The organism is Burkholderia latens (assembly GCF_001718795.1).
Classification (GTDB): Bacteria; Pseudomonadota; Gammaproteobacteria; order Burkholderiales; family Burkholderiaceae; genus Burkholderia; species Burkholderia latens_A.
On sequence record NZ_CP013437.1, the window covers coordinates 831770 to 856313 of the forward strand.

17 protein-coding genes are annotated in these 24544 nt (G+C 69.0%); 14 read left to right on the forward strand and 3 right to left on the reverse strand.

All coding sequences use genetic code 11. The features are described from left to right. The first annotated feature begins 595 nt into the window (after window positions 1-595). The 14 genes from WK25_RS19225 (at window position 596) to WK25_RS19290 (ending at window position 17979) form a co-directional block, all read left to right on the forward strand. Window positions 596-2182, forward strand: coding sequence for an ABC transporter substrate-binding protein (locus tag WK25_RS19225; RefSeq protein ID WP_059545519.1), 1587 nt, complete (start codon window positions 596-598; stop codon window positions 2180-2182). A 76-nt stretch (window positions 2183-2258) separates the two neighbouring features. Beyond that, the gene (locus WK25_RS19230; protein ID WP_069242392.1) at window positions 2259-3212 is read left to right on the forward strand and encodes an ABC transporter permease; all 954 of its coding nucleotides are present in this window, start codon (window positions 2259-2261) and stop codon (window positions 3210-3212) included. A gap of 30 nt (window positions 3213-3242) precedes the next feature. Further along, window positions 3243-4199, forward strand: coding sequence for an ABC transporter permease (locus tag WK25_RS19235; RefSeq protein WP_038571956.1), 957 nt, complete (start codon window positions 3243-3245; stop codon window positions 4197-4199). Continuing rightward, window positions 4199-6073: an ABC transporter ATP-binding protein gene (locus tag WK25_RS19240; RefSeq protein ID WP_069242393.1), complete on the forward strand. Its 1875-nt coding sequence runs from the start codon at window positions 4199-4201 to the stop codon at window positions 6071-6073. Before WK25_RS19235 ends, WK25_RS19240 begins: the two co-directional genes overlap by 1 nt. A gap of 202 nt (window positions 6074-6275) precedes the next feature. Then, window positions 6276-7553, forward strand: a complete 1278-nt coding sequence (locus WK25_RS19245) for an NAD(P)/FAD-dependent oxidoreductase (RefSeq protein ID WP_069242484.1) — start codon at window positions 6276-6278, stop codon at window positions 7551-7553. A gap of 82 nt (window positions 7554-7635) precedes the next feature. Further along, window positions 7636-8091, forward strand: a complete 456-nt coding sequence (locus tag WK25_RS19250; RefSeq protein WP_083253050.1) for a helix-turn-helix domain-containing protein — start codon at window positions 7636-7638, stop codon at window positions 8089-8091. A 244-nt stretch (window positions 8092-8335) separates the two neighbouring features. Next, complete coding sequence (locus WK25_RS19255; protein ID WP_038572369.1) at window positions 8336-9070, forward strand: cupin domain-containing protein; 735 nt, start codon at window positions 8336-8338, stop codon at window positions 9068-9070. 2 nt (window positions 9071-9072) lie between these two features. Further along, window positions 9073-10398: an NAD(P)/FAD-dependent oxidoreductase gene (locus tag WK25_RS19260; protein ID WP_038571964.1), complete on the forward strand. Its 1326-nt coding sequence runs from the start codon at window positions 9073-9075 to the stop codon at window positions 10396-10398. 133 nt (window positions 10399-10531) lie between these two features. Next, window positions 10532-11809 (forward strand): NAD(P)/FAD-dependent oxidoreductase, encoded by a 1278-nt coding sequence (locus tag WK25_RS19265; protein WP_038571967.1) that lies wholly within the window; start codon window positions 10532-10534, stop codon window positions 11807-11809. Then, entirely contained in the window at window positions 11806-13263 is a 1458-nt protein-coding gene (locus WK25_RS19270) for an aldehyde dehydrogenase family protein (protein ID WP_069242394.1), read from the forward strand. The genes WK25_RS19265 and WK25_RS19270 overlap by 4 nt, the downstream gene beginning before the upstream one ends. Before the next feature lie 68 nt (window positions 13264-13331). Next, window positions 13332-14537, forward strand: coding sequence for a M20 aminoacylase family protein (locus tag WK25_RS19275; RefSeq protein ID WP_038572372.1), 1206 nt, complete (start codon window positions 13332-13334; stop codon window positions 14535-14537). 126 nt (window positions 14538-14663) lie between these two features. Then, a complete protein-coding gene (locus tag WK25_RS19280; RefSeq protein ID WP_069242486.1) occupies window positions 14664-15566 on the forward strand; it encodes a GNAT family N-acetyltransferase in 903 nt (300 codons plus the stop codon). A gap of 278 nt (window positions 15567-15844) precedes the next feature. After that, window positions 15845-16522, forward strand: coding sequence for a heavy metal response regulator transcription factor (locus WK25_RS19285; protein WP_069242395.1), 678 nt, complete (start codon window positions 15845-15847; stop codon window positions 16520-16522). Continuing rightward, window positions 16519-17979: a heavy metal sensor histidine kinase gene (locus tag WK25_RS19290; protein WP_069242396.1), complete on the forward strand. Its 1461-nt coding sequence runs from the start codon at window positions 16519-16521 to the stop codon at window positions 17977-17979. Before WK25_RS19285 ends, WK25_RS19290 begins: the two co-directional genes overlap by 4 nt. On the opposite strand, the gene WK25_RS19295 is transcribed toward WK25_RS19290, so the two are convergent. From WK25_RS19295 to WK25_RS19305, 3 genes are read right to left on the reverse strand one after another with little or no spacing between them, the layout of a single operon-like run. After that, on the reverse strand, window positions 17957-19468 hold the full coding sequence (locus WK25_RS19295) for an efflux transporter outer membrane subunit (protein WP_069242397.1): 1512 nt from the start codon (window positions 19466-19468) through the stop codon (window positions 17957-17959). The genes WK25_RS19290 and WK25_RS19295 overlap by 23 nt on opposite strands. Before the next feature lie 27 nt (window positions 19469-19495). Next, window positions 19496-21010, reverse strand: a complete 1515-nt coding sequence (locus tag WK25_RS19300) for an efflux RND transporter periplasmic adaptor subunit (protein ID WP_069242398.1) — start codon at window positions 21008-21010, stop codon at window positions 19496-19498. Between the two features lie 53 nt (window positions 21011-21063). Next, window positions 21064-24312 (reverse strand): efflux RND transporter permease subunit, encoded by a 3249-nt coding sequence (locus tag WK25_RS19305; protein WP_069242399.1) that lies wholly within the window; start codon window positions 24310-24312, stop codon window positions 21064-21066. Window positions 24313-24544 lie beyond the last annotated feature (232 nt).

Here is a 24544-nt window from a genome sequence, read left to right on the forward strand (position 1 = left end):
CCGTTCCCAACCGTTTCCCGGGCGATTCCCTGACCGACTCCCATCCGCCTCGCCCCTGTCCCGGCCATCTCTCCCGGTCCTCATACGAAGCCTGCGCGATCGCGCGGCAATCCTCCGCGCTTTGCGCGCGTGGCGCCACCGCGACCGAGGCCCGCCAGCCCATCCACGCGCGACCGCGACCCGCGCCCCGCCGCGCATTTCGACCTGAGCCGGCACCCGCACGCCCGTTCGACGCAAACGTGCGGTTTGCGCGAGTCAAACGCGCGCCGGATGCCGAACGGGCAATTTTGTCGGCGCAATCTGCGGCGGCCGCGGCTTTACGATTTCCTGCATCGGCATCGCATGTGCAGCCGCCGCGCCCATGCGGCGCGCCAATGGCGGCACGTGCGCGGGCGCAGCAATTCATGCTGCGCGGGCGGCCCAAAACGGTCGATTCGTATCGTGCGGGCCGCCCGAATCGCGACAAACCGCATTTTGGCGATGCTTAAATGAATTGCATGACGACGTTGCGGCCGCCACCAGCACGCGGGCGCGGCGGGATTCGACAACGATGCTGGACCCAAGGACCCACTTTCCACAGTCAGGAGCAGTTCGGATGAACGACGATATCGACAACGGCGGCGGCAACGGCGGCTTCACGCGCCGCGACATGATGCGGGTCATGGCGGCAAGCGGCATGATGGCCGCCGGCGCCGGCGGACTGCTGATGAACCCCGGCACGGCCTTCGCCGCGCCCGCGCCGAAACGCGGCGGCAAGATCCGGGTTGCGAACGAATCGAGTTCGACGGCCGACACGCTGGATCCGGCGAAGGGCTCGACGGGCGCCGACTACATCCGATTCTTCATGTTCTACAGCGGCCTCACGCAGCTCGACGCGAGCCTCACGCCGCAGATGAATCTCGCCGAGTCGCTGCAGACCTCCGACGCGAAGACGTGGATCATCAAGCTGCGCAAGGGTGTCACGTTCCACGACGGCAAGCCGGTCGGCCCGGCCGACGTCGTGTATTCGCTGATGCGCCACAAGAACGCGGCCACCGCATCGAAGGTCAAGCCGCTCGCCGACCAGTTCGTCGACGCGAAGGCAAGCGGCCCCGACGAAGTCACGTTGACGCTTGCGAGCGCGAACGCGGACCTGCCGGTGATTCTCGCGACGCCGCAGCTCGTGATCGTCAAGGACGGCACGACCGATTTCAGCAGCGGCATCGGCTGCGGCCCGTACAAGCTGAAGTCGTTCAAGCCGGGCGTATCGACCGTCGGCGTGCGCAACGACAGCTACTTCAAGCCGGGCAAGCCGTATCTCGACGAGATCGAGCTGATCGGCATCAGCGACAGCGCCGCGCGCCTGAACGCGCTGCTGTCGGGCGACGTGCACCTGATCAACGCGATCGATCCGCGCTCGACGCAGCGGGTCGCGTCGACGGCCGGCTATGCGCTGAAGGAAACCAAATCGGGCCTCTATACCGACCTGATCATGCGCAGCGACAACCCGATCGTGTCGAATCCCGATTTCGTCGAAGGGATGAAGTACCTGTTCGATCGCGAGCAGATCCGCTCGGCGGTGTTTCGCGGCTACTCGGTGATCGGCAACGACCAGCCGATTCCGCCGGGGCATCGCTACTTCAATGCGTCGGTGCCGCAGCGGCCGCACGATCCGGACAAGGCGAAATTCCTGTTCCAGAAGGCCGGGGCGCTGGGTGCCGCGCTGCCGCCGATTTACGCGACGTCCGACGCGAACGGGTCGATCGAAATGGCCGTGCTGCTGCAGCAGGCCGGCCAGAAGATCGGGCTGAACGTGCAGGTCAACCGCGCGTCGCCCGACGGCTACTGGTCGAACCACTGGATGAAGCACCCGCTCACCTTCGGCAACATCAACCCGCGCTCGAGCGCCGACGTGCTGTTCACGCAGTTCTTCAAGTCGGATGCGCCGTGGAACGAGTCGGGCTGGAAGAATGCGAAGTTCGATCAGCTGCTGCTCGCCGCACGTTCGGAAACCGACGACGCGAAGCGCAAGCAGATGTACGGCGACATGCAGGTGATCGTGGCGCAGCAGGGCCGCGTCGGCATTCCGGCCTTCATCAGCTTCCTCGACGGCTACGACAAGCGGCTGGCCGGTCTCGGTTCGATCCCGACCGGCGGGATGATGGGCTTCATGTTCGCCGAGAACGTGTGGTGGAACGCATGACGTTGTCGTTGGCCGCCGCGCGGCCGGTGCGGGCCACCGCACCGGCCACGCGCGGTTTTTTCGGGAGTGCCGCTCCATGAACCGAGTTCTCATTGGCCTGATCGGCCGGCGCGTCGCGATCACCGCGCTCACGTTGCTGATCGTGTCCGCGATCATCTTCACGATCACGAACCTGCTGCCGGGCGACGCCGCCCAGGCGGCGCTCGGGCAGTCGGCGACGCCTGAGACGATCGCCGCGCTGCGCCAGCAGTTCGGCCTCGACATGCCGGCTCACGTACGCTATCTGCACTGGCTCGCCGGCCTGTTGCACGGCGATTTCGGCCGGTCGCTGTCCGGCGACATGCCGGTGTCGGAAATGATCGGCGGGCGCCTGCCGAAATCGCTCACGCTCGCGGCGATCACGACCGCCGTGTCGGTGCCGATCGCGCTGTTGCTCGGGATCCTCGCGGCAGTCAAGCGCGAGTCGGCGATCGACCGCGTGATCAGCCTCGGCACGCTGTCGCTGGTCGCGACGCCGGAGTTCCTGATCGCGACGGTCGCCGTGCTCGTGCTGGCGGTGAAGCTGCACTGGCTGTCCGCGTTGTCCTACAGCGGCCCGATCGAAAGCGTGCACGATTTCCTGCGCGCGTACGCGATGCCGGTGCTGACGCTGTGCGCCGTCGTGATCGCGCAGATGGCACGCATGACGCGCGCCGCGGTGATCGAGCAGTTGAGCGCGTCGTATGTCGAGATGGCCGTGCTCAAGGGCGCGAGCCCCGCGCGCGTCGTGCTGCGCCATGCGTTGCCGAACGCGATCGGCCCGATCGCCAACGCGATCGCGTTGAGCCTGTCGTATCTGCTCGGCGGCGTGATCGTCGTCGAGACGATCTTCAACTATCCGGGGCTCGCGAGCCTGATGGTCGACGCCGTCAGCAATCGCGATTTCCCGCTGGTCCAGGCGTGCACGCTGATCTTCTGCGTCGCTTACCTGACGCTCGTGCTGTTCGCCGACCTGTGCTCGATCGTGTCGAACCCGCGACTGCGCACCTGAGTGTTTGGTCTTTCTTCCGAGATGCCGCCCATGCAACCGATCGAACCCGTACAACGCAGCAGCGCGCTGCCGCCATCCGGCGACCCGCCCGTCGGGCGGGGCAGCGTGCCGCCTGCCGCGCCTGCCCCCGACCAGCCGCGCAAGCGCCGCGGCCCGCGCATCGCACTGACGGCCGGCGGCCGCGCCGGCCTGTCGATGGTCGGCCTGATGCTGTTCGTCGCCGCGTTCGCGCCGCTGCTCGCGCCGCACGACGTCGGCGCGATCGTCACGCCTGACGTGTTCGCGCCGTTCAGCGCGAAGCTCCCGTTCGGCTCGGACTTCCTTGGCCGCGACATGCTGAGCCGGATCCTGTACGGCACGCGGCTGACCGTGCTGCTCGCGCTCGCGGCAGTGCTGCTCGCCGCGCTGACCGGCACGACGCTCGGTCTGCTCGCGACCGTGTCGGGCCGGGCGGTCGACGAAACGATGAGCCGGCTGCTCGATGCGCTCACATCGATTCCGTCGAAGATGTTCGCGCTGATGTTCGTCGCCGCGTTCGGCTCGTCGCTGCCGTTGCTGGTCCTCACCGCGGCGGTCAGCTACATGCCCGGCTCGTACCGGATCGCACGCGCGCTCGCGATCAACATCAGCACGCTCGAATTCGTGCAGGTGGCGAAAGCGCGCGGCGAGAGCGCGCTGTACATCGCGTGCGTCGAGATGCTGCCGAACATGATTCATCCGATGCTCGCCGATACCGGATTGCGCTTCACGTTCGTCGTGCTGCTGCTGAGCGGCCTGAGCTTTCTCGGGCTCGGCGTGCAGCCGCCGTACGCGGACCTCGGCTCGCTCGTACGCGAGAACATCGCGAGCCTCGGCGACGGCTCGGCCGTCGCGATCATGCCTGCGGTCGCGATCGCGATCCTGACGGTGGGCGTCAACCTGTTGATCGACGGCCTGCCGCATCGCGGCCGCCGCAAGGGCGCGGCCCCGGCCGCGGGAGAACACTGATGCGAGATCAATCGACTCCGCTCGTCGAGGTGCGCGGGCTGCGCGTCGTCGGCGGCCGCCCGGGCGGCGCGGAAACGACGATCGTTCATGACGTCGACTTCGACATCGCGCGCGGCGAGGTGCTCGCGCTGATCGGCGAATCGGGCTCCGGCAAGACGACGATCGCGCTGTCGCTGATGGGCCATGCGCGCACCGGTTGCCGGATCGCCGCCGGCTCGGTGAAGATCGGCGGCACGGACGTCTGTACGCTGTCCGCGCAGGGCCTGACCGCACTGCGCGGCCGCAAGGTCGCGTATATCGCGCAGAGCGCAGCCGCCGCGTTCAACCCGTCGCGCACGATTCTCGACCAGGTGATCGAGAGCGCGCTGATCCACAAGACGATGTCGAAGCGCGACGCGCAGGCGAAGGCGGTCGAGCTGTTCCGCGCGCTCGCGCTGCCGGAGCCCGAGACGATCGGCGCGCGCTATCCGCACCAGGTGTCGGGCGGCCAGCTGCAGCGGCTGATGGCCGCGATGGCGCTGATCACCGATCCTGAACTCGTGATTCTCGACGAGCCGACCACCGCGCTCGACGTGACCACGCAGATCGACGTGCTGCAGGCGTTCAAGAGCGTGATCCGGCGCTGCGGGATGAGCGCGGTATACGTGTCGCATGATCTGGCCGTGGTCGCGCAGATGGCCGACCGGATCGTCGTGCTGAGCGAAGGCGTGATCCGCGAGACCGGCGGCACCGAACAGATCCTGCACGCACCCGCGCATCCGTACACGCAAAGCCTGATCGCGGCGGTCACGCCGAACGGTGCGCAGCGCGACGAAAAACCGGCGCCGGCCGAACCGGCGCCGCTGCTCGACGTGCGCGGCGCGGTCGCCGGCTACGGCGGCCGGACGGCGAAGGGCTGGCCCGCGAAGCTGATCCTGCACGAAGTCGACTTGCGGATCGGGCGCGGCCAGACGGTCGGCGTGATTGGCGAGTCGGGCTCCGGCAAGACGACGCTCGCGAAAGTGATCGCCGGTCTCGTGCCGGCGACGGCCGGGCAGATCCTGCTCGACGGCGAGCCGCTCGCGCTCGATGCGGCCAAGCGCACGAAGGAGCAGCACCGTCGCGTGCAGATCGTGTTCCAGAACGCGGACACCGCGCTCAATCCGGTGCATACCGTCGAGCGCACGCTCGCGCGGCCGCTCGCGTTCTATCACGGGATCAAGGGCGCGCGTGCGCGTCGGCGCGTCGCCGAACTGCTCGACCTCGTGCGGCTGCCGCAGGCGGTCGCCGCGCGGCGCACCGGAGAGTTGTCCGGCGGGCAGAAGCAGCGCGTGAACCTCGCGCGCGCGCTTGCCGCCGAGCCCGACCTGATCCTGTGCGACGAGGTCACGTCCGCACTCGACACCGTGGTCGGCGCCGCGATCATGGATCTGCTGCGCGATCTGCAGGCGAAACTCGGCGTGTCATACGTGTTTATCACGCACGACATCGCGAAGGTCCGCGCGATCAGCGACGACATCGTCGTGCTGTACGCGGGCCGGCGTGTCGAAACCGGTAGCCGCGATGCGCTGTGCGCGCCGCCTTATCACCCGTATTCGCATCTGCTGGTGTCGTCGGCCCCTGAACTCCGCGCGGGCTGGCTCGACGATGCGGCCGAGCGTTGCCGGCGGCCGCTGGCGCCGATCGGCGAACGCGCCGACGACGCGCAGCTGTGTCCGTTCCTGTCGCGCTGCGCGATGCGCATGGACGGCGTGTGCAACCGGACGGCCCCGGCGCTGCGCACGCTCGGCAACGGTGCGCAGGTGCTGTGCCACCGCAGCGAGGAAGACCTCGCACGTTTCCAGGCCGGCCCGGTGCAGGCGAGCACGGCGCCGGTGCAGCCGGTGCGGCTGTAATGCAGGCGATCGTTCGTTCACGGCGTGCTCGCGTGTACCGGCGATCGGCATTGCGCATAGTGTGCTGCGGCAGTCGAACAAAACAGCGAATTGCACGTGTGCTGCGCGCGAATACGCGGCAACTGCGCTTTTTGACGGTGATTAAATGAGTGTCACTGAACGGTCGCCGATCGTCGTCACCGGAATGCTCGAGAGACATTCGATGAAACTGGAATCGTACTGGCTGGATACCCGCCCCGGGTTTCGCGGGGGCCGTGACGGCCCCGTCGAAGGGCGCGCCGACGTGGTCGTCATCGGCGGCGGCTTCACCGGATTGTCCGCGGCGCTCGCGCTCGCGCAGCGCGGCGTGTCGGTGGTCGTGCTCGAAGCCGCGCAGGTCGCGAGTGAAGCGTCGGGCCGCAACGGCGGCCAGTGCAATACCGGCGTCGCGCAGGACTTCGCGTCGCTCGCGGCGCGGATCGGCATCGAGCCCGCGAAGCAGTTTTATCGCGCGTACGAAAGCGCGGTGAAAAGCGTCGAGACGATCGTTGCCGAACACGCGATCGACTGCGACTTCCGACGCGCGGGAAAGCTGAAGCTCGCCGCGAAACCGCAGCATTTCGCGGGCCTCGAAAAGACCTTCGACGCGTTGCGCCGCGATGTCGATCCGGACATCGAACTGATCGAGCCGTCGCGAATCCGCGATGAAGTCGCGTCCGACGGTTTCTACGGCGGGCTCCTGCAGCGCAACGGCGCGCAGATGCACATGGGCAAGTTCGGCGTGGGCCTCGCACACGCGGCCGTGCGGGCCGGCGCGCGCATCTACGAGCACGCAGCCGTCACGCAGCTCGAGCGTCTCGACGGCGAGCGTCACACGATCACATGCACGCGCGGCGCGATCGTCGCCGAGCGCGTGCTGGTGGCGACCGGCGCGTCGCAGCATGGGCCGTTCGCGTGGTTCCGGCGGCGCATCGCGCCGGTCGGCAGCTTCATCGTCGTGACCGAACCGCTGCCGGAGGCACAGCTGAACCGGCTCCTTCCGCAGCGCCGCGCGTACGTGACGTCGCGCCAGATCGGCAACTACTTCCGCGTGACGCCCGACAACCGGCTGCTGTTCGGCGGACGCGCGCGCTTCGCGATGTCGAGCCCGCGCTCCGACTCGAAGAGCGGCGACGTCCTGCGTGCCGGCATGGCCGGGTATTTCCCGGAACTCGCCAACGTGCGGCTCGACTACTGCTGGGGCGGGCTGGTGGACATCACCGCCGACCGGCTGCCGCGCGCGGGCCAGCACGACGGGCTCTATTACTCGATGGGCTACAGCGGCCACGGCGTGCAGATGTCGGTGCACATGGGCCGCGTGATGGCCGACGTGCTGTACGGCGCGGCCGCGTCGAACCCGTGGCGCGAGCTCGACTGGCCGGCGATGCCGGGGCATTTCGGGCACGCGTGGTTCCTGCCGATCGTCGGCGCGTATTACCGGATGCAGGATTTCCTGCACTGATGCGCATGCGTCGAGGACCGGATATGACAGCACGAATCATTTGCCCGCTCGGCGCGCGGGCGACAGCATGAGGACCGCCAGCATGGCCACCCTGTTCCAGGACGCGGTAGAAGGCACGATGCCGCGCGCGCCGCGTGTCGCGCGGCCCGTGTCGCCGGCAATCGCCGACGTGCTGCGCACGATCGACGCGTCGTTCGCGCAACCGCTGAATCTCGACACGCTGGCGGCCGTCGCGGGCCTGAGCGTGTCGCGCTTCACCGCACGCTTTCGCAGCGAAGTGGGCTTGTCGCCGCATCGCTATTTGTGCGCGGTGCGGGTGCGCCGCGCGCAGGATCTGTTGCGCGCCGGCCTCGCGCCTTCGCTCGTGGCGACCGAGGTCGGCTTCTTCGATCAGAGCCACCTCGGCCGGCATTTCCGGCGCGTGCTCGGGATCACGCCGCGCGATTATGTCGCCGCGCGGCCGGCCGGCGCAACGGCGCGAGCGTTGCCGATGCGCGCGCGTGCCGAGCACCGCGACGCGGCGTGTCATGTCGTGTAGGGCAGTGGATGGGCGCGAACGTCATTCAGCGCGTGGCATGCGCGCGATCGATGCCGAAGCACACGGCCCGCGCACATCGAGCGCAACGCGCGCCGGCCGCGAGACCGAGCGCGTTCGCCGGCAGCGCCCGATTCGCGACAGTTCGATGTCCCGAGGGCGAGCGAACGGCGAGCCTTCGAACGACGATTTCACATACCGCGCGACGGGCGCCGAACGGCACCGTCGCGACCATGCAGGAGCAGAAATGACCGCAGTTTTCGTATTGCATCGTGCCGACGGGGCGGCCAATCCGACCGTGTTGCGCAAGCAGGCGTTCGGCGCGGACGATCCTTTCGCGGAACACCGCGAGATCGCGTGGGAAGGGCCCGACGCGATGGCCGCCGGGCGTATCGGCTTCGTCGGCGAGCTCGACGTCGCGAGTTATCCGCATATCGAAACGCTCGTCGTCGTGTCGGGCGAGCTGACGCTCGAGACGGCCGGCGCCGCGCCGCTGGTGCTGGGTGCGGGGGAAGGGGCCGTCATCGGCGGCGGCACGGCGCTTCGCGCGAGCGCGGCAGCGCCGGTGCTCGCGATGTTCTGCGCAGCCGCGTGCGCGCAGCCGACGAAACGCGGACTGTTCCGGCTGCGCGCCGACGCCGACTTCAAGCCGTCGTCGACGTTGCCCGCGGAGGTGCTGCTCGGCCCCGCGCCGCAATGCCGCAGCGACAACGTGTTCATCGACGACGGTGCCGAATACTGCGCGGGCGCGTGGGATTCGACGCCGTATCACCGGATCGTGCGCCCGCATCGCGTGAACGAGTTCATGTTCCTGCTGGCCGGCGGCGTGCGGTTTGCCGCGCCGGACGGCAGCGTGCTGTCGCTCGGCGCCGGCGATGCGCTGTTCGTGCCGCGCGGCGCGTCGATCGGCTGGGAAAGCAGCGAGCGCGTGGCGAAGTTCTACGTCGTGCAAAACGTCCAAGCATCCACCGAACGAGACTGACCATGTCCCCTCCGCTGCGCCATATCGAAACGCGGCCCACGCCGCCCGCTTCGGCCGACGTCGTCGTGATCGGCGGCGGCATCATCGGCGTCTTCACCGCGTACTACCTTGCGCGGCGCGGGGTGTCGGTCGCGCTGGTCGAGAAAGGCCGAATCGGCGCCGAGCAGTCGAGCCGCAACTGGGGCTGGTGCCGGCAGCAGAACCGCGATGAGCGCGAGTTGCCGATGGCGAGCAAGAGCATCGACCTGTGGGAACGATTCAGCGAGGAAACCGGCGAAGACACCGGCTTTCACCGCTGCGGGCTGCTGTACCTGAGCAACGACGACGACGAGCTGTCCCGCTGGGAAAGCTGGGGCGCGTTCGCGAAAACGGCCGGCGTCACCACATACATGCTCGACAGCAAGCAGGCGAGCGAGCGCGGGCGCGTGACGGGCCGGCAATGGAAGGGCGGCGTGTTCTCGCCGACCGACGGCACGGCCGACCCGGCCAAGGCCGCGCCGGCCGTTGCCGCCGCGCTGATCAGGCTCGGCGGCAGCGTGCACCAGCATTGCGCGGCGCGCGGCATCGAACTCGAGGGCGGCCGCGTCAGCGCGGTCGTCACCGAGGCCGGCGTGATCCGGACGAAGACGGTCGTCATGGCCGGCGGTGCGTGGGCGTCGTCGTTCTGCCGCCAGCTCGGCATCCGCTTTCCGCAAGCGTCGATCCGGCAGTCGATCCTCAGCGTGTCGCCGATCGAGCAGGCGCTGCCGGATGCGCTTTACACGTCCGGCGTGTCCGTGACGCGCCGCAGCGACGGACGCTACGCACTGGCGATCAGCGGCCGCGCGCGCGTGGACGTGACACCGCAGTTCCTGCGCTTCGCGCCGCAGTTCGTGCCGATGTTCGCGAAGCGCTGGCGGAATCTGCTGCCGGGCGGCCTCGAAGGGATGCGCGGCGGCCATGAAACGCTGAAGCGCTGGCGCCTCGACGCGCCGACGCCGATGGAAGCCGTCCGCATTCTCGACCCGAAGCCTGACATGCCGACGGTCAACGAAACCTACCGCCGCGCGGTCGAGCTGCTGCCCGAACTGCGCGACGCGACGATCACGCACGCGTGGGCCGGGTATGTCGACAGTACGCCGGACGGCGTGCCCGGTATCGGCGAAGTGCCGGGCGTACCCGGCTTGATACTCGCGGCGGGTTTCTCGGGGCACGGCTTCGGAATCGGCCCCGGCGCCGGGCACCTGATCGCGGATCTCGCGACGGGCGCGCAGCCGCTGGTCGATCCGGTGCCGTATCAGCCGGCGCGGTTCAGCGATTCGGCATGGGGCAAGGTCGCGGATTTCTAGGCTCGCGCCGCCACGCGAAAGCGGTGGCGCACTATCGGCGATGTGCGGCGATGCGCGTTGCGCGCGAGCGGCCGGATCGATGCGGGCGCCTGGCACGTATGGTGGCCCGGCGCCGACGGGATTGGAGTGTGTGATGCGTTTCGTTTCGTATTGGCTCGATACATCTCAGCCGTTCGTCAGCAGCTCGCCGGACCTGCCGGGCGGAACGTGCGACGTGGTCGTCGTCGGTGGCGGAATCACCGGCTCGGCTGCCGCCCTGGCGCTCGCAAAAAAGGGTGCGCGCGTGGTCGTCTGCGAGGCGGGAACCGTCGGGCAGGCGGCGTCCGGGCGCAACGGCGGGATGTGCAACAACGGCTTCGCGCAGGACTACGCGTCGCTGTCGCAGCGCATCGGCACCGAACTCGCCAACCGGCTCTATCGCGCGTTCGATGCGGGCGTCGACACGGTCGAGCGGCTGGTCACGGAGGAGTCGATCGATTGCGATTTCGTGCGGCGCGGCAAGCTCAAGCTCGCGGCGAAGCCCGAACACTACGACAAGCTCGTGCGTAGCCAGGCACTGCTCGCCGCAAACGTCGATCCCGACACGCGCATCGTTACGAAAGCGGCGTTGCGCGATGAGATTGGCTCGGACCGTTATCACGGCGGGCTGCTGTTCGGCAAGAGTGCGGGGATGCACGTCGGCCGATATGTACGTGGCCTGGCGACGGCCGCGCAAGCGCGCGGCGCGCACATTGTCGAGCATGCGCCGGTGCTCGGATTGAAGCGGGCGGCGAGCGGCGCGTATGCGGTGCGGACACCGCTCGGCGAGATCCGCGCGCGCCAGGTGCTGCTCGCGAGCGGCATCTCGCAGGTTGGCCCGTTCGGCTGGATCCGGCGCAGGATCGTGCCGGTCGGCGCGTTCATCATCGTCACGGAGCCGTTGCCGCAGGCGCTGCTCGACCGGTTGCTGCCGACTCGCCGGATGGTTACCGACACCAAGAACTTCGTGAATTTCTTTCGCGTCACGCCGGACAACCGGATGCTGTTCGGCGGGCGCGCCCGTTTCGCGACGTCGAATCCGCGTTCGGACGAAAAGAGCGGCCGAATCCTGGCGCAGCAGATGGCTGCCGTGTTTCCGGAACTGGCCGGCGCGCGCATCGACTACTGCTGGGGCGGGCTGGTCGACATGACGGCCAACCGCCTGCCGCGCGCGGGCGAGCGCGACGGCGTTTATTACTCGATGGGCTACAGCGGCCACGGCACGCACATGGCGACGCTGATGGGCACGCTGATGGCGGAGATCATGGACGGGCGTGCGGCGCTCAACCCGTGGCAAGGCTTCGACTGGCCCGCGATTCCCGGCCACTTCGGCAAACCGTGGTTCCTGCCGTTCGTCGGCGCCTGGTACCGACTCAAGGACACCCTGCAATGAATTCTCCTGTTGTTCACCTGATGCGAGCCGGCAGGCTCGATCGCTTGTTCATCGACGGCGACTGGGTGCTGCCCTATGGCGGCGACCGGTTCGCGGTCGTTTGCCCGTCCACCGAGGACACGCTGTGCGAGATCCCGCTCGGCAGCGCACGCGACGCCGAGCGCGCCGTGAGCGCCGCGCGCCGCGCGTTCGAATCGTGGTCCGTCACGCCGCCGCACGCGCGCGCCGCGCTGCTCGACCGCATCCATGCATTGATGCTCGAGCGCGCGGAACTGTTCGCCACGGCGCTCGCGCTGGAGATGGGTGCGCCGATCGGCTACGCGCGCAGCGCGCACGTGCCGCTCGCGGCGGAACATATCCGCGTCGCGCGCGATAACCTCGCGCGTTACCCGTTCGTCGAGCGGCGCGGGACGACCGCGGTCGTGCGCGAGCCGATCGGCGTGTGCGCGCTGATCACGCCGTGGAACTGGCCGATCTACCAGATCACCGCGAAGGTCGGGCCCGCGCTTGCGGCAGGCTGCACGGTGGTACTCAAACCCAGCGAACTGTCGCCGCTCAGCGCGCTGCTGTTCGCGGAAGTGGTCGCCGATGCGGGCGTGCCCGCCGGCGTGTTCAATCTCGTGAGCGGCAGCGGCGAAACGGTCGGCGCCGCGCTGTCGTCGCATCCTGAAGTCGACATGGTGTCGATCACCGGCTCGACGCGGGCCGGCGTGCTGGTGGCGCAGGCGGCCGCGCCGACCGTCAAGCGCGTCGCGCAGGAGCTGGGCGGCAAGTCGCCGAACGTCGTATTGCCCGATGCAGACCTGCAGCGCGCGATCGCGCCGGGTGTCGCGGCCGCGTTCCGGAACATGGGCCAGTCGTGCAGCGCGCCGACTCGCATGATCGTGCCGCGCGACGTGCTCGGCGCGGTCGAGGAACTGGCCGTCGCGGCGGCGCAGCGGTTGATCGTCGGCGACCCGTTCGACGACGCGACGACGCACGGTCCGCTCGCGAATCGCGCGCAGTTCGGCCGGGTCGCGCAGATGATCGACGCGGGGATCGACGAGCGCGCCAGGTTGATCGCCGGCGGTCCCGGCCGGCCGTCGGGTTTCGACAAGGGCTTCTATGCGCGACCGACGATTTTCTCCGACGTGCGCACCGACATGACGATCGCGCAGCAGGAGATCTTTGGCCCAGTCCTCGCGATCCTGCCATACGACACCGTCGACGAAGCGATCGCGATCGCGAACGACACGGTCTACGGGCTCGGCGCGCACGTGCAGGGCGCCGACATGGAGCGTGTACGGGCGGTGGCCGCCCGCATCCGCTCGGGCCAGGTGCACCTGAACTACCCGGCATGGGATCCGCAGGCGCCGTTCGGCGGATACAAGCAGTCGGGCAACGGCCGCGAATACGGGATCGAGGGGATGGAGGAATATATGGAGGTCAAGTCGATCCTCGGCTTTTATGATTGAGCGGCCGTCGCGCGCGATTCGCGCCGGCAGTACGGCCGGAAGCCCTCACCACTCCGAAGGTGCCGAAATTGGACGATCCCGTCATCCCCGACCTGTCGCTGAACGCGCATCACGCGCACTGGTCGAAGCTGCGCCGCGACCTGCATGCGCATCCCGAACTGCGGTTCGAGGAACACCGCACGGCCGACGTCGTCGCCCGCGAACTCGAAGCGCTGGGCTACGCGGTATCGCGCGGCCTCGGCGGTACGGGCGTCGTCGCGAGCCTGCCCGGCGCGGATCCGCACCGCGGCATCGTGCTGCGCGCCGATCTCGACGCATTGCCGATCCACGAAGCGAACGATTTCGCGCACGCATCGTGCACGCACGGGATCATGCACGCGTGCGGGCACGACGGGCATACCGTGATGCTGCTCGGCGCCGCGCGCGTGCTGAAGGAGCTGCCGCAGTTGCCCGGCACCGTCCATTTCGTGTTTCAGCCGGGCGAAGAGGGCGGCGCGGGCGCGCGCAGGATGATCGACGACGGGCTGTTCGATCAGTATCCGACCGAAGCGGTGTTCGGCATGCACAACTGGCCCGGGTTGCCGGCCGGACATTTCGGGTTGCGCACCGGCCCGATCATGGCTGCGGGTTCGCGGTTCAGGATCACGGTCACCGGCAAGGGTGCGCATGCGGCGCAGCCGCATCTTGGGATCGATCCCGTGCCCCTCGCATGCTCGATCGTGCTGCAGTGCCAGACGATTGCCGCCCGGCACAAGGATCCGGTCGACCCGGCGGTCATTTCCGTCTGCATGTTCCATGCGGGCGCGACGGACAACGTGATTCCCGACACCGCCGAACTGCGCGGCACGATCCGCACGCTGTCGTCCGCGTTGCAGCAGCAGTTGCAGCGCGATATCCGGCTGATGTGCGAAGGACTGGCCGCGGCTTACGGCGCGCAGGTCGACGTGGAATTTTTTCAGTACTACCCGGCGACGGTGAACACACCGGCCGAAACCGCGTTCTGCGAAACGGTGATTCGCGACACGTTCGGCGCTGCACGACTGTCCGGCGACGTGCCGCCGAACATGACGTCCGAGGACTTCGGCTTCATGCTGGAGGAGCGGCCGGGTACGTACGTGCTGATCGGCAACGCGCCGGACGGCGCGGCTGGACCCGCGCCCGCGCTGCATCATCCGAAATACGACTTCAACGACGACATCATTCCGGCCGGCGTCCGGTATTGGGTTGCGTTGGCACAGCGGTATTTCGCGCGGATGCCGTCAAACGCGGATTGATGGACGATGTATCGGCCGTTAGCCACGCATCGCGCGACGGCGGTTATCTTCGACGCCATGGACGGGCCGCGAATGCGGAGTGCCGATGACGGCCCGTCGAACGACGCAATTACCCAGGATCATCGAATGAAATTCGAACACGCGACGAACGCGTCCGGCGCCGTGACGGCGCTTCACTATCGAAGATTCACCGCGGCGGACGTGCCCGCCGCCCACGCACTGTCAATGGCGCTGAGCTGGCCGTTCAGGGCGGAAGACTGGCAGTTTTCGGCGGATACGTCGACCGCGTTCGCGGTCGAGGAAAACGGCGTGGTCATCGGTACGGCGATGTGCTGGAAGTACGGCGCCGACCGTGCCGCGATCGGGCACGTGATCGTTTCGTCCGAGCACCAGGGCCGCGGGATCGGCCGCGCGCTGATGGAGATGCTGATCGGCGAACTGGGGCCGCGCATCACGTTCCTGCATGCGACGCCGGCTGGCCGGCCGCTGTACGAGAAACTCGGCTTCGCGGTGTGCGGAGCGCTGGATCAGTTCCAGGGCATCGTGAGCCGGCCCGTGGCGATCGAGTTGCCCGACGGCGAGCGACTGCGCGCCGGCACACGGGCCGATCTGGCTCGCCTCGTCGAACTGGACGCACGCGCGTCCGGCCTCGAGCGCGACGCGCTGCTGTCGGCATTGCTCGAGCGCGGCGAAAGCGTCGTGCTCGAACGCGGCGGCCAGGCGATCGGGTTTGCCGTGCTGCGTCGCTTTGGCCGCGGCTGGGTGATCGGCCCCGTCGTCGCCCCCCGCGCGCACGGCGACCTGCATGCGAAGGCTTTGATCGCGCAATGGCTGAGCGGGCGCGAGAACGAATTCGTCCGCATCGACGTGCCGTCCGGCACGAACTTGCCGGACTGGCTCGACGCGCAGGGTCTGAAACGCGTGGACACCTGCGCGAAGATGGTCCGCAACGCACCGGCCGCGGCATTCGACGGTGCGCCCGATCCGGAATACGGGCTCTACGGGCTCGTCAGTCAGGCGATGACGTAAGCGGCGGCAACGCGTGTCGCGCGTCAACGTCGCCGGGCGTCGGCGCGCCGGCACGGGCAGACGGTCGCGCCGAAGCGCTTGCGTGCGGCTCGCCGGTGGGCGCGTGGACGCGCGCGGCAAAGCCGTGCGTCCGCATTCTGGCCGCGCCGCCGCACACGAGGCTGACGGGCTGATTACCGTTTTGTAATCGACCGCGCGCGCGGACGCACGGAGCGGTTCTTCGTTTCCGTTTCCCGGTAACATCGCCGCATGTCCCACGAAATGCGACGGAGCCGGCGATGCGCATCCTGATAGTCGAAGACGAACCGAAGACGGGCGCGTACCTGAAGAAAGGTCTCGAGGAATCGGGCTTCAGCGTCGATCTCGCGAAGGACGGCGCCGAGGGGCTGATGCTCGCGCAGGAGGAGCGCTACGACGTGATCGTGCTCGACGTGATGCTGCCGGTGCTCGACGGCTGGGGCGTGCTCAAGCGGCTGCGCGATACGCACACGACGCCGGTGCTGTTCCTGACCGCGCGCGACGACGTGCAGGATCGCGTGCACGGTCTCGAGCTCGGCGCGGACGATTACCTCGTGAAGCCGTTCGCGTTCGTCGAACTGCTCGCCCGCATCCGCACGCTCGCGCGCCGCGGGCCGCCGCGCGAAACCGAGCATCTGGCGGTCGGCGATCTGGAGATCGACGTGGTGCGCCGCCGCGTGAAGCGCGGCTCCACACGAATCGATCTGACGCCGCGCGAATTCTCGCTGCTGCAATTGCTCGCGCGCCGGCAGGGCGAGGTGCTGAGCCGCACGCAGATCGCGTCGTACGTGTGGGACATGAACTTCGACAGCGACACCAACGTCGTCGAAGTCGCGATCCGCCGCCTGCGCGCGAAGATCGACGACGCGTTTCCGGTCAAGCTGATCCATACGGTGCGCGGCGTCGGCTACGTGCTCGAACCGAAGGACGGCGCATGACGCGGCCGCGCTCGCTCGCCGCGACCCTCGCGCTCGCGTTCGCCGCGACCACGCTCGCCGCGTTTGCGCTCGTCGGCGCATACGTTTACGCGGGGCTCGAACGACAGGTCAACACACAGGACGATCTCGACATCGTGCTCGCCGCGCGCCACACGCGCCGGCTCGCGGGCGAGCTCGAGTCGGTCGATGCGGTCCGCACGCATGCGGAGCTGCTCACCAGCCAGGTGCTCGGCAACGAGGCGCTGTCGATGGCCGCCGTCGATGCGCGCGGCGACGTGCTCGCGCGCCACAACGTGCGGCTCGCCGCATTCGACGATGCACCCGCCGGCGCGTCGGTTCCGTTGGCCGACGCGCAGCTGTTTGCGCCGCGGGCGGCGCCGGTTCCGGCAAACGACCGGATCACGGCCGACCGGCTCGTCACGTGGACGGCCGACGGCGGCACGCCGATGCGCGGCGTCGTGATCGAGGCCGCGCTCGGCGATCGCACGCCGATCCGCATCGCGATCGCGCGCAACATGCGGGACCGCGCCGACCTGCTTGACGGCTACCGCGACCGGCTCGAAATCGCCGGTGCGCTCGGCGCGCTGTTCGCGCTGCTGCTCGGCTACTGGCTGATCCGCACCGCGCTCGCGCCGCTGCGCGAGATCGTCGCCGACACCGGCCGGATCACCGTCGACAAGCTCGATACGCGGCTCGACGCGTCGCGCGCGCCGAGCGAGCTGCGCGCGCTGGTCGACGCGCAGAACGCGATGTTCGGCCGCCTGCAGCAGGCATTCGCGCATCTGTCGCAGTTCAGCGCCGATCTCGCGCACGACTTGCGCACGCCGCTGAACAACATGCGCGGCGCGACCGAAGTCGCGCTGTCGCGCGCGCGTTCGACGGACGAGTATCAGGCGCTGCTCGAATCGAATCTCGAGGAATACGATCGTCTCGCACGAATGATCGACAACGTACTGTTTCTCGCGCGCGCAGAGCATCCGAACTTCGTCACGCGGCAGCGCACGTTCGACGTGCGCGACGAGCTCGAGCGCATCGCCGGGTATTTCGAGGGGCTCGCCGACGAAGCGGGCTCGACGCTGCGCGTCGACGGTCAAGGACAGCTCAGCGCCGACGTCGAGCTGTTTCGCCGCGCGGTGGGCAACCTGCTTGCGAACGCGCTGCGTTACACGCCGGCCGGCGGTGTCATCACGCTCGCCGTCGACGAAACGCCGGACGCGGTGCGCGTCGTCGTCGCGAATCCGGGCGAGCCGATCGATCCCGCGCTGCTGCCGCGGATTTTCGACCGGTTCGTGCGCGGCGACCCGGCCCGCAGCGGCGGTGCGCCGGGCGGCACCGCCGGGCTCGGCCTCGCGATCGTGCGCTCGGTGATGGAGCTGCACGGCGGCACCGCGCAGGTCGAAAGCGATGCGCGCGGCACGCGTTTCGTGCTCACGTTCAACCGGCCGACGGCCGCGTGACCGCGGCTTCGGGCGCCGCGGCGGCCGCGGATTCGTGCGTGCCCGCGGCTGCCTGCCAGCCGCCGCCCAACGCCTTCAGCAACCCGACCGCGGCCTCCATGCGACGCGCGTCGATCTGGTCGGCGGTGCGGCGGTTCGTCAGCGCGATCGTCTGAGCGGTCACCACATCCAGATAGCTGACGGCACCCGCGTTGAAGCGATTCGTCGTCAGCCGCAGCGACAGGTCGGCCGCATCGGTCGCACGCTGCTGGCTCGCCGCCTCCGACGCGAGCGCATCGAGCGCCGACAGCTGATCCTCTACCTGCTGGAACGCGACGAGCACGGTCTGCCGGTAATCGGCGACCGCGCCGTCGTATTGCGCATGTGCGCCGCGCAGCGTCGCGCTGCGGCGGCCGCCGTCGAACAGCGTGCCGGCCAGCTGCGGGCCGAGCGACCAGAACAGGCTCGGCGCGGTGAGCCACGGTGCGAAGAACGAGCTTTCGAGCCCAGCACTCGCGGACAGCACGAGATCGGGGAAGAACGCGGCGCGCGCTTCGCCGATCTGTGCATTCGCTGCCGCGACGCGGCGCTCGGCCGCCGCGATGTCGGGCCGCCGTTCGAGTAGCTCCGATGGCACGCCGGCCGGGATGGCCGGCACGCGGAACGACTGCACGCGCGGCGGAATCGCGAACGTCGACGCGCTTTCGCCGACGAGCGTCGCGATCGCGTGCTGCAACTGCGCACGCGACGCGTCGATGTCGGTGTCCTGCGTGCGCGTCGATTCGAGTTGCGTCCGGGCTTGCGCGACTGCCGACGCGTCGATCGCGCCAGCCGCGAGCTGCTGTTCGAGCAGCGTCAGCGCGTTTGTGTACGCGCGCACCGTGTCGTCGAGCAACTGCTTCTGCGTGTCGAGCGAGCGCAGCGCGAAATAGTCGGTCGCAAGCTCGGCCGTGACGGACAGCTTCACGGCCTGCAGGTCGGCTTCGCTCGCCGCGGCGCTCGCCTGCGCGCCCGCGACCGCGTCACGCACGCGGCCGAATACGTCGGGTTCCCAGCTCGCGGCCACGCCGGCCAGATAGTCGGGCGTCGTCTTGCCGGCGAGCGACGAACCGAGCCGGTTCTGCGACACGCGTGCACGGCTCTGCGCGGCGCCCGCGGTAATCGTCGGCAGGAACCCGGCGTGCTGATAATCGACCGTCGCGCGTGCCTGCTCGAGATCGGCGACGGCTTTCTTGACCGTCTGGTTCGATACGTCGACGCGCGCTTCGAGCGCGTTCAGGTCGGCGTCGCCGAATACGGTCCACCACGCGCCTCGCGCCGCCGCGTCGGCCGGCATCGCGACGTGCCAGCCGGCCTGGGCGGCCGGTGCGCCCGCATAGTGTGCGGGCACCGTGACGGCAGGCGGCGAATATGGGGGCAGCGTCGAGCACGCGGTCAATGCGGCCAACGCCGCGGCGGCGCCGAGCGCGACGGCGCGGCGGGCGAACGGGAGCGGATGAGGGAGGCGCATGGCGGGAATCTCGTGGGTCGTCGATGGTTAGCCGCGGGCGGGCGTGGGAGCGGGCGTCGCCGCAGCTGGCGCGGTGCCGGCCGCGCGCAGTGGCGGCGTGTCGTGGGCAGCGGTCGCGGATGCCGGCTGCGCAGCCGTTGTGGTCTGCGCGGCCTGCGTGATCCGCGCGGATGAAGCGGATGACGCAGACGAAGCAGACGAAGCGGACGAAGCAGACGAAGCGGACGAAGTCGCCGGAACCGGCGAAGTGCCAACCGGTGTCGCCTCGCGCGCGGTCGCCACGATCTTCACGGCCTCGCCGGCCGTGATCGCATCGCCCGGGTTGTCTATCACGCGATCGTTGGCCGCGAGCCCGGCGACGATCTCCACGCGCGTGCCGAAATCGCGCCCGATCTGAACGGTTTTCAGCACGGTTCTGCCGTTCGCGCCGACGGTCGCGACCGTCACGCCGTTCGGGCGGAACAGCAGCGCGCTGACCGGCAGTTCGAGCGCCGGCGCCGCGCTCGGCACGACGAGATGCGCCTGCGCATACGCACCGGGCATCAACGCGCCGTCGCGGTTGTCGACGTCGATCTCGACACGCAGCGTGCGCGTGACCGGGTCGATCGCGCCCGCGCTGCGCGCAACGCGCGCGGCAAAGCGCCGTCCCGGATATTGCGGGGTCGTCAGGTACACCTGCGTGCCGGTCGACACGCCGGCCGCGCTGTCCTGCGGCACGTCGACGAACACGCGCAGCGTGTCCGTCTGCTCCAGATGGAACAGTTCGCCGGACAGCCCGGGGCTGCCGGGCGTGCCGCCTGCCGTGACGAGCGTGCCGACGTCGACGTTGCGCGCGGTGATCACGCCGTCGAACGGTGCCGTGACGGACTCGTACGACACCAGTTCGGCAAGGTGCGCGACGTTCGCCTGCGCTGACGCGAGCATCGCGCGCTTTGCGTTCATGTCCGCGACTTTCGTGTCGGTGTCCTGCTGCGACACCGATTGCGTCTGCAGCATGTCCTGCCAGCGCTGTGCGGTGGATTTCGCATAGTCGTAATTCGCCTGCGCGCTGGCTTCGTCCGCCCGCGCCTGGCGCAACTGCGCATCGAGATCGGGCGCCGAAATCTGCGCGAGCGTCTGGCCGGCTTTCACGTGCGTGCCGAGATCGGCGCTCCAGTGCGCAATGTAGCCACTCGTGCGTGCGTAGATCGAAGCATCCGCATACGGCGCGACCGAGCCGGGCAGCGTCAGCGTCTGGTCGGCCGGTGCCACGCCGGGCGCGATGACCGACACCGGCAGCGCCTGCTGCACGGCCACCTGGGCACGCTGTGCGGCCCGCGCATCGATACGCGGCACGATGCCGAGCGCGAGCAGCGCGGCCGCGAGCGCGACGGCTGCGAGCGGCGCCGCGAGCTTGCGAGGGCGGCGTCCGGGCGGCGCGTCGCGTGCGGCGTCGCGGGCCGCATCGTGCGCCGTGGGCGGCACGGCCGCGGTGACGGTCGGCGTGACCGCAGTGGCCGCTTCGGCGGGCGGCGGGGCAACGGGTTCGATCGAGTCGTTCATGATGGGTCCGGGGTCGGGCGATTCGAAGGATGGAAAGGGGCGGCTGTCCGCGCTCAACCCAGCGCAGGCGTGTCGGGCGCGTGCTGCGGGCGCTGCGCGGCCGCAGCGTCGCGGCGCCGCGCGAGCCATGCGTGGACGAAACCGAACAGCACCGGGACGAACAGCAGCGTCGAGCACGTGCCGAACGCAAGCCCGCCGATCACCGCGCGGCCGAGCGGCGCGTTCTGCTCGCCGCCGTCGCCGAGGCCGAGCGCCATCGGCAGCATGCCGATCAGCATCGCGAGCGCGGTCATCACGACCGGCCGGAAGCGGCTGAAGCCTGCGTCGAGCGCGGCCTGCCACGGCGGCGCGCCGCCGGCAAGCAGTTCGCGCGCCGCGTTCACGACGAGGATGCTGTTCGCGGTCGCGATGCCGATGCACAGGATCGTGCCGGTCAGCGCGGGCACCGACAGCGTGGTGCGCGTGACGAACAGCATCCATGCGATACCGGCGAGCGATGCCGGCAGCCCGCCGACGATCACGAGCGGATCGAGCCACGACTGGAAATTGACGACCATCAGCAGGTAGACGAGCGCGATCGCGAGCACGAGGCCGCCGAGCAGCCCGGCGAACGACTCGTGCATCGCCTGCACCTGGCCGCGCAGCACGATCGACGAACCGGGCGGCAGTTGCGCGCGCGCGGCGTCGACGAGCTTCGTCACGTCGGCGGTGACGCCGCCCAGGTCGCGCCCCTGCACCGACGCGAAGATGTCGAGCACCGGCTGCACGTTGTAGTGCGATACCACCGCCTGCTGCGTCGAGCGCGAGAACGTGCCGAGCGAGCCGAGCAGGTTCTGCGCGGGCGCGCCCGCGGCCGGGCCGCCGGCCGGCGTCTGCGGCCAGTGCGCGGTGCCGTCGGGCAGCGGCACGTTCGCGAGCGACTGCAGCGAATTCACCGTGTATTGCGGCGTCTGCACGAGCACCGGATAGCTGACGCCATTGCGCGGATCGAGCCAGAAGTTCGGCGTCGTCTGCGAACTGCCGGACAGCGCGATCAGCAGGTTCTGCGCGACGTCGCGTTGCTCGAGCCCGGCCTGGATCGCTTTCGTGCGGTCCACGTTCACGTTGATCGCCGGTTCGTCGCCGGGCTGCTGGATGCGCGCGTCGACGAGCCCGCGCACGCCGCGCAGTTTCGCGAGCAGCGCGTTCGCGACCGCGCGGTTCTGGTCGAGCTTGTTGCCGACGATCTGGATGTCGATCGGCGCGGGCAACCCGAAGTTGAGGATCTGGCTGACGATGTCGGCCGGCAGGAATGCGAACGTCACGCCGGGGAACGATTGTGCGAGCACGTTGCGCAGTTTCGCGACGTACGCGGCCGTTGACGCGTGGCCCGCCTTCAGCGTGACGAGCACGTCGGCGTCCTCGGTGCCGATCGGGTCTGACGAGTCGTACGTGAGGTTGATGCCGCTCACCGGCACGCCGATGTTGTCCAGCACGCCGGCGAGTTCGTTCGCCGGAATCACGGTGCGGATCTTCGCCTCGACTTCGTCGGTCAGCCGCGCGGTTTGCTCGATCCGCGTGCCGGTCGGCGCGCGCAGGTGCAGGCGGATCTCGCCGGTGTCGACCGACGGGAAGAAGTCCTGGCCGGCGAACGCGTAGAGGCCGGTCGATGCGATGCACGCGAGCAGGAACGCGGCCGCGAAGCGCCGGCGGCGCGCGATCGCCGCCGACAGCAGCGCACGATAGCGCAGCCGCACGGCCTCGAAGCGATGCTCGAACGCGGCCTGGAAGCGTGCCAGGTGCACGAGCGGCGCCAATACGCCGCGCGCCGGCCGGCTTTGCCCTTTCGCGCGCATCAGCGCCATCGCGAGCGTCGGCACGAGCGTGCGCGAGAAGAAGTACGACGCGATCATCGCGAAGATCACCGCCTCTGCGAGCGGTACGAACAGATAGCGCGCGACGCCGGTGAGCAGGAACATCGGCACGAACACGATGCAGATCGACAGCGTCGACACGAACGTCGGCACCGCGATTTCTCCGGAGCCGGTGAGGATCGCGTCCTCCAGCGGCGCACCCAGCTCGAGATGATGAGTGATGTTCTCGATCGCGACGGTCGCGTCGTCAACGAGGATCCCGACCGCGAGCGCGAGCCCGCCGAGCGTCATGATGTTGATGGTCTGGCCGAGCGCGGACAGCGCGAGCAGCGACGTGAGCACCGCGAGCGGGATCGTGATCGCAATGATCAGCGTCGCGCGCCAGCTGCCGAGAAACAGCAGGATCATCAGCGCGGTCAGGCACGCGGCGATCAGCGCTTCGCGCACGACCCCCTGGACCGCCGACTTCACGAACACCGACTGATCGTCGAGCGGCGTAATGTGCAGCGCCTTCGGCAGCCCGGCCGCGATTTTCGGCAGCATCGCCTTCACCTGGTCGATGATCGTCAGCGTCGACGCGCTGCCGGTCTTCTCGACCGTCAGCAGCGCCGCGCGCTTGCCGTCCGCGCGCACGATGTTGGTCTGCGGCGCGTAGCCGTCGCGAACGTGCGCGACGTCGCGCACGTATACGACGTTGCCGCCGATCGTCTTCACCGGCAGGTCGTTCAGCGCGGCGACCGTTTGCGTGCTGCCGTTCATCTGCACGTTGTATTCGTGCGTACCGATCTTCGCGGTGCCGCCCGGCAGGATCAGGTTCTGCGCGTTGATCGCATTCACGACGTCGATCGGTGCGAGCCCCTTTGCCTGCAGCGCGCGCGTATCGAGATCGACGACGATCTGGCGGATCTTGCCGCCGAACGGCAACGGCACCGCCGCGCCCTGGACGGTCGCGAGCTGCGTGCGGATGAAGCTGTTGCCGAGGTCGTACAGCTGCTGCTCGGGGAGCGTGTCGCTCGACAGCCCGAGCTGCAGGATCGGCACCGTCGACGCGTTGTACGTGATGATGTTCGGCGGCAGCGTGCCGGGCGGCAGGATGCGCAGGATCGACGCGGCGTTGCTCGCGGCTTCGGCGATCGCGCGATTGATGTCGGCGCCCGGATGGAAGAAGATCTTCACGACCGACACGCCGTTCAGCGACTGCGATTCGATATGCTCGATATCGTCGACGTCGGACGTAAGCGCGCGCTCGTAGTTCGACGTGATCCGCTTGGCCATGTCTTCCGCGGAGAAGCCGTTGTACGACCACACGATGCTGACGACCGGAATGTTGATGTTCGGGAAGATGTCGGTCGGCGTGCGCAGCAGCGCGAGCGGTCCCGCGATGAAGATCAGCAGCGCGAGTACGACGAACGTGTAGGGCCTGCGTAATGCCAGCCGGACGATCCACATGATGGTGCTCCTCGAAGCAGGGCATGGATGCCGCGTGCGATGCGGCGAGCATGCAGTCTGCCGGCGTGGCGTTGACCCGATCCTGACCCGAGGATTACGAAGTCGTTATCTGCGAGGGCCGGGCGGTGTCGGCCGTGCCCCGGGCGGCGCATCGCGATGCGGTCCGTCGCTCCCGTCGCCGCGGTGCACGGTGCGCCGCTTCGTCCATATAATGTCCGGCGGAAATTCCGTG

Coding starts and splice junctions, on each gene's coding strand:
- WK25_RS19225 (WP_059545519.1), top strand. CDS start 596: ATGAACGACGATATCGACAACGGCGGCGGCAACGGCGGCTTCACGCGC.
- WK25_RS19230 (WP_069242392.1), top strand. CDS start 2,259: ATGAACCGAGTTCTCATTGGCCTGATCGGCCGGCGCGTCGCGATCACC.
- WK25_RS19235 (WP_038571956.1), top strand. CDS start 3,243: ATGCAACCGATCGAACCCGTACAACGCAGCAGCGCGCTGCCGCCATCC.
- WK25_RS19240 (WP_069242393.1), top strand. CDS start 4,199: ATGCGAGATCAATCGACTCCGCTCGTCGAGGTGCGCGGGCTGCGCGTC.
- WK25_RS19245 (WP_069242484.1), top strand. CDS start 6,276: ATGAAACTGGAATCGTACTGGCTGGATACCCGCCCCGGGTTTCGCGGG.
- WK25_RS19250 (WP_083253050.1), top strand. CDS start 7,636: ATGGCCACCCTGTTCCAGGACGCGGTAGAAGGCACGATGCCGCGCGCG.
- WK25_RS19255 (WP_038572369.1), top strand. CDS start 8,336: ATGACCGCAGTTTTCGTATTGCATCGTGCCGACGGGGCGGCCAATCCG.
- WK25_RS19260 (WP_038571964.1), top strand. CDS start 9,073: ATGTCCCCTCCGCTGCGCCATATCGAAACGCGGCCCACGCCGCCCGCT.
- WK25_RS19265 (WP_038571967.1), top strand. CDS start 10,532: ATGCGTTTCGTTTCGTATTGGCTCGATACATCTCAGCCGTTCGTCAGC.
- WK25_RS19270 (WP_069242394.1), top strand. CDS start 11,806: ATGAATTCTCCTGTTGTTCACCTGATGCGAGCCGGCAGGCTCGATCGC.
- WK25_RS19280 (WP_069242486.1), top strand. CDS start 14,664: ATGAAATTCGAACACGCGACGAACGCGTCCGGCGCCGTGACGGCGCTT.
- WK25_RS19285 (WP_069242395.1), top strand. CDS start 15,845: ATGCGCATCCTGATAGTCGAAGACGAACCGAAGACGGGCGCGTACCTG.
- WK25_RS19290 (WP_069242396.1), top strand. CDS start 16,519: ATGACGCGGCCGCGCTCGCTCGCCGCGACCCTCGCGCTCGCGTTCGCC.
- WK25_RS19295 (WP_069242397.1), bottom strand. CDS start 19,468: ATGCGCCTCCCTCATCCGCTCCCGTTCGCCCGCCGCGCCGTCGCGCTC.
- WK25_RS19300 (WP_069242398.1), bottom strand. CDS start 21,010: ATGAACGACTCGATCGAACCCGTTGCCCCGCCGCCCGCCGAAGCGGCC.
- WK25_RS19305 (WP_069242399.1), bottom strand. CDS start 24,312: ATGTGGATCGTCCGGCTGGCATTACGCAGGCCCTACACGTTCGTCGTA.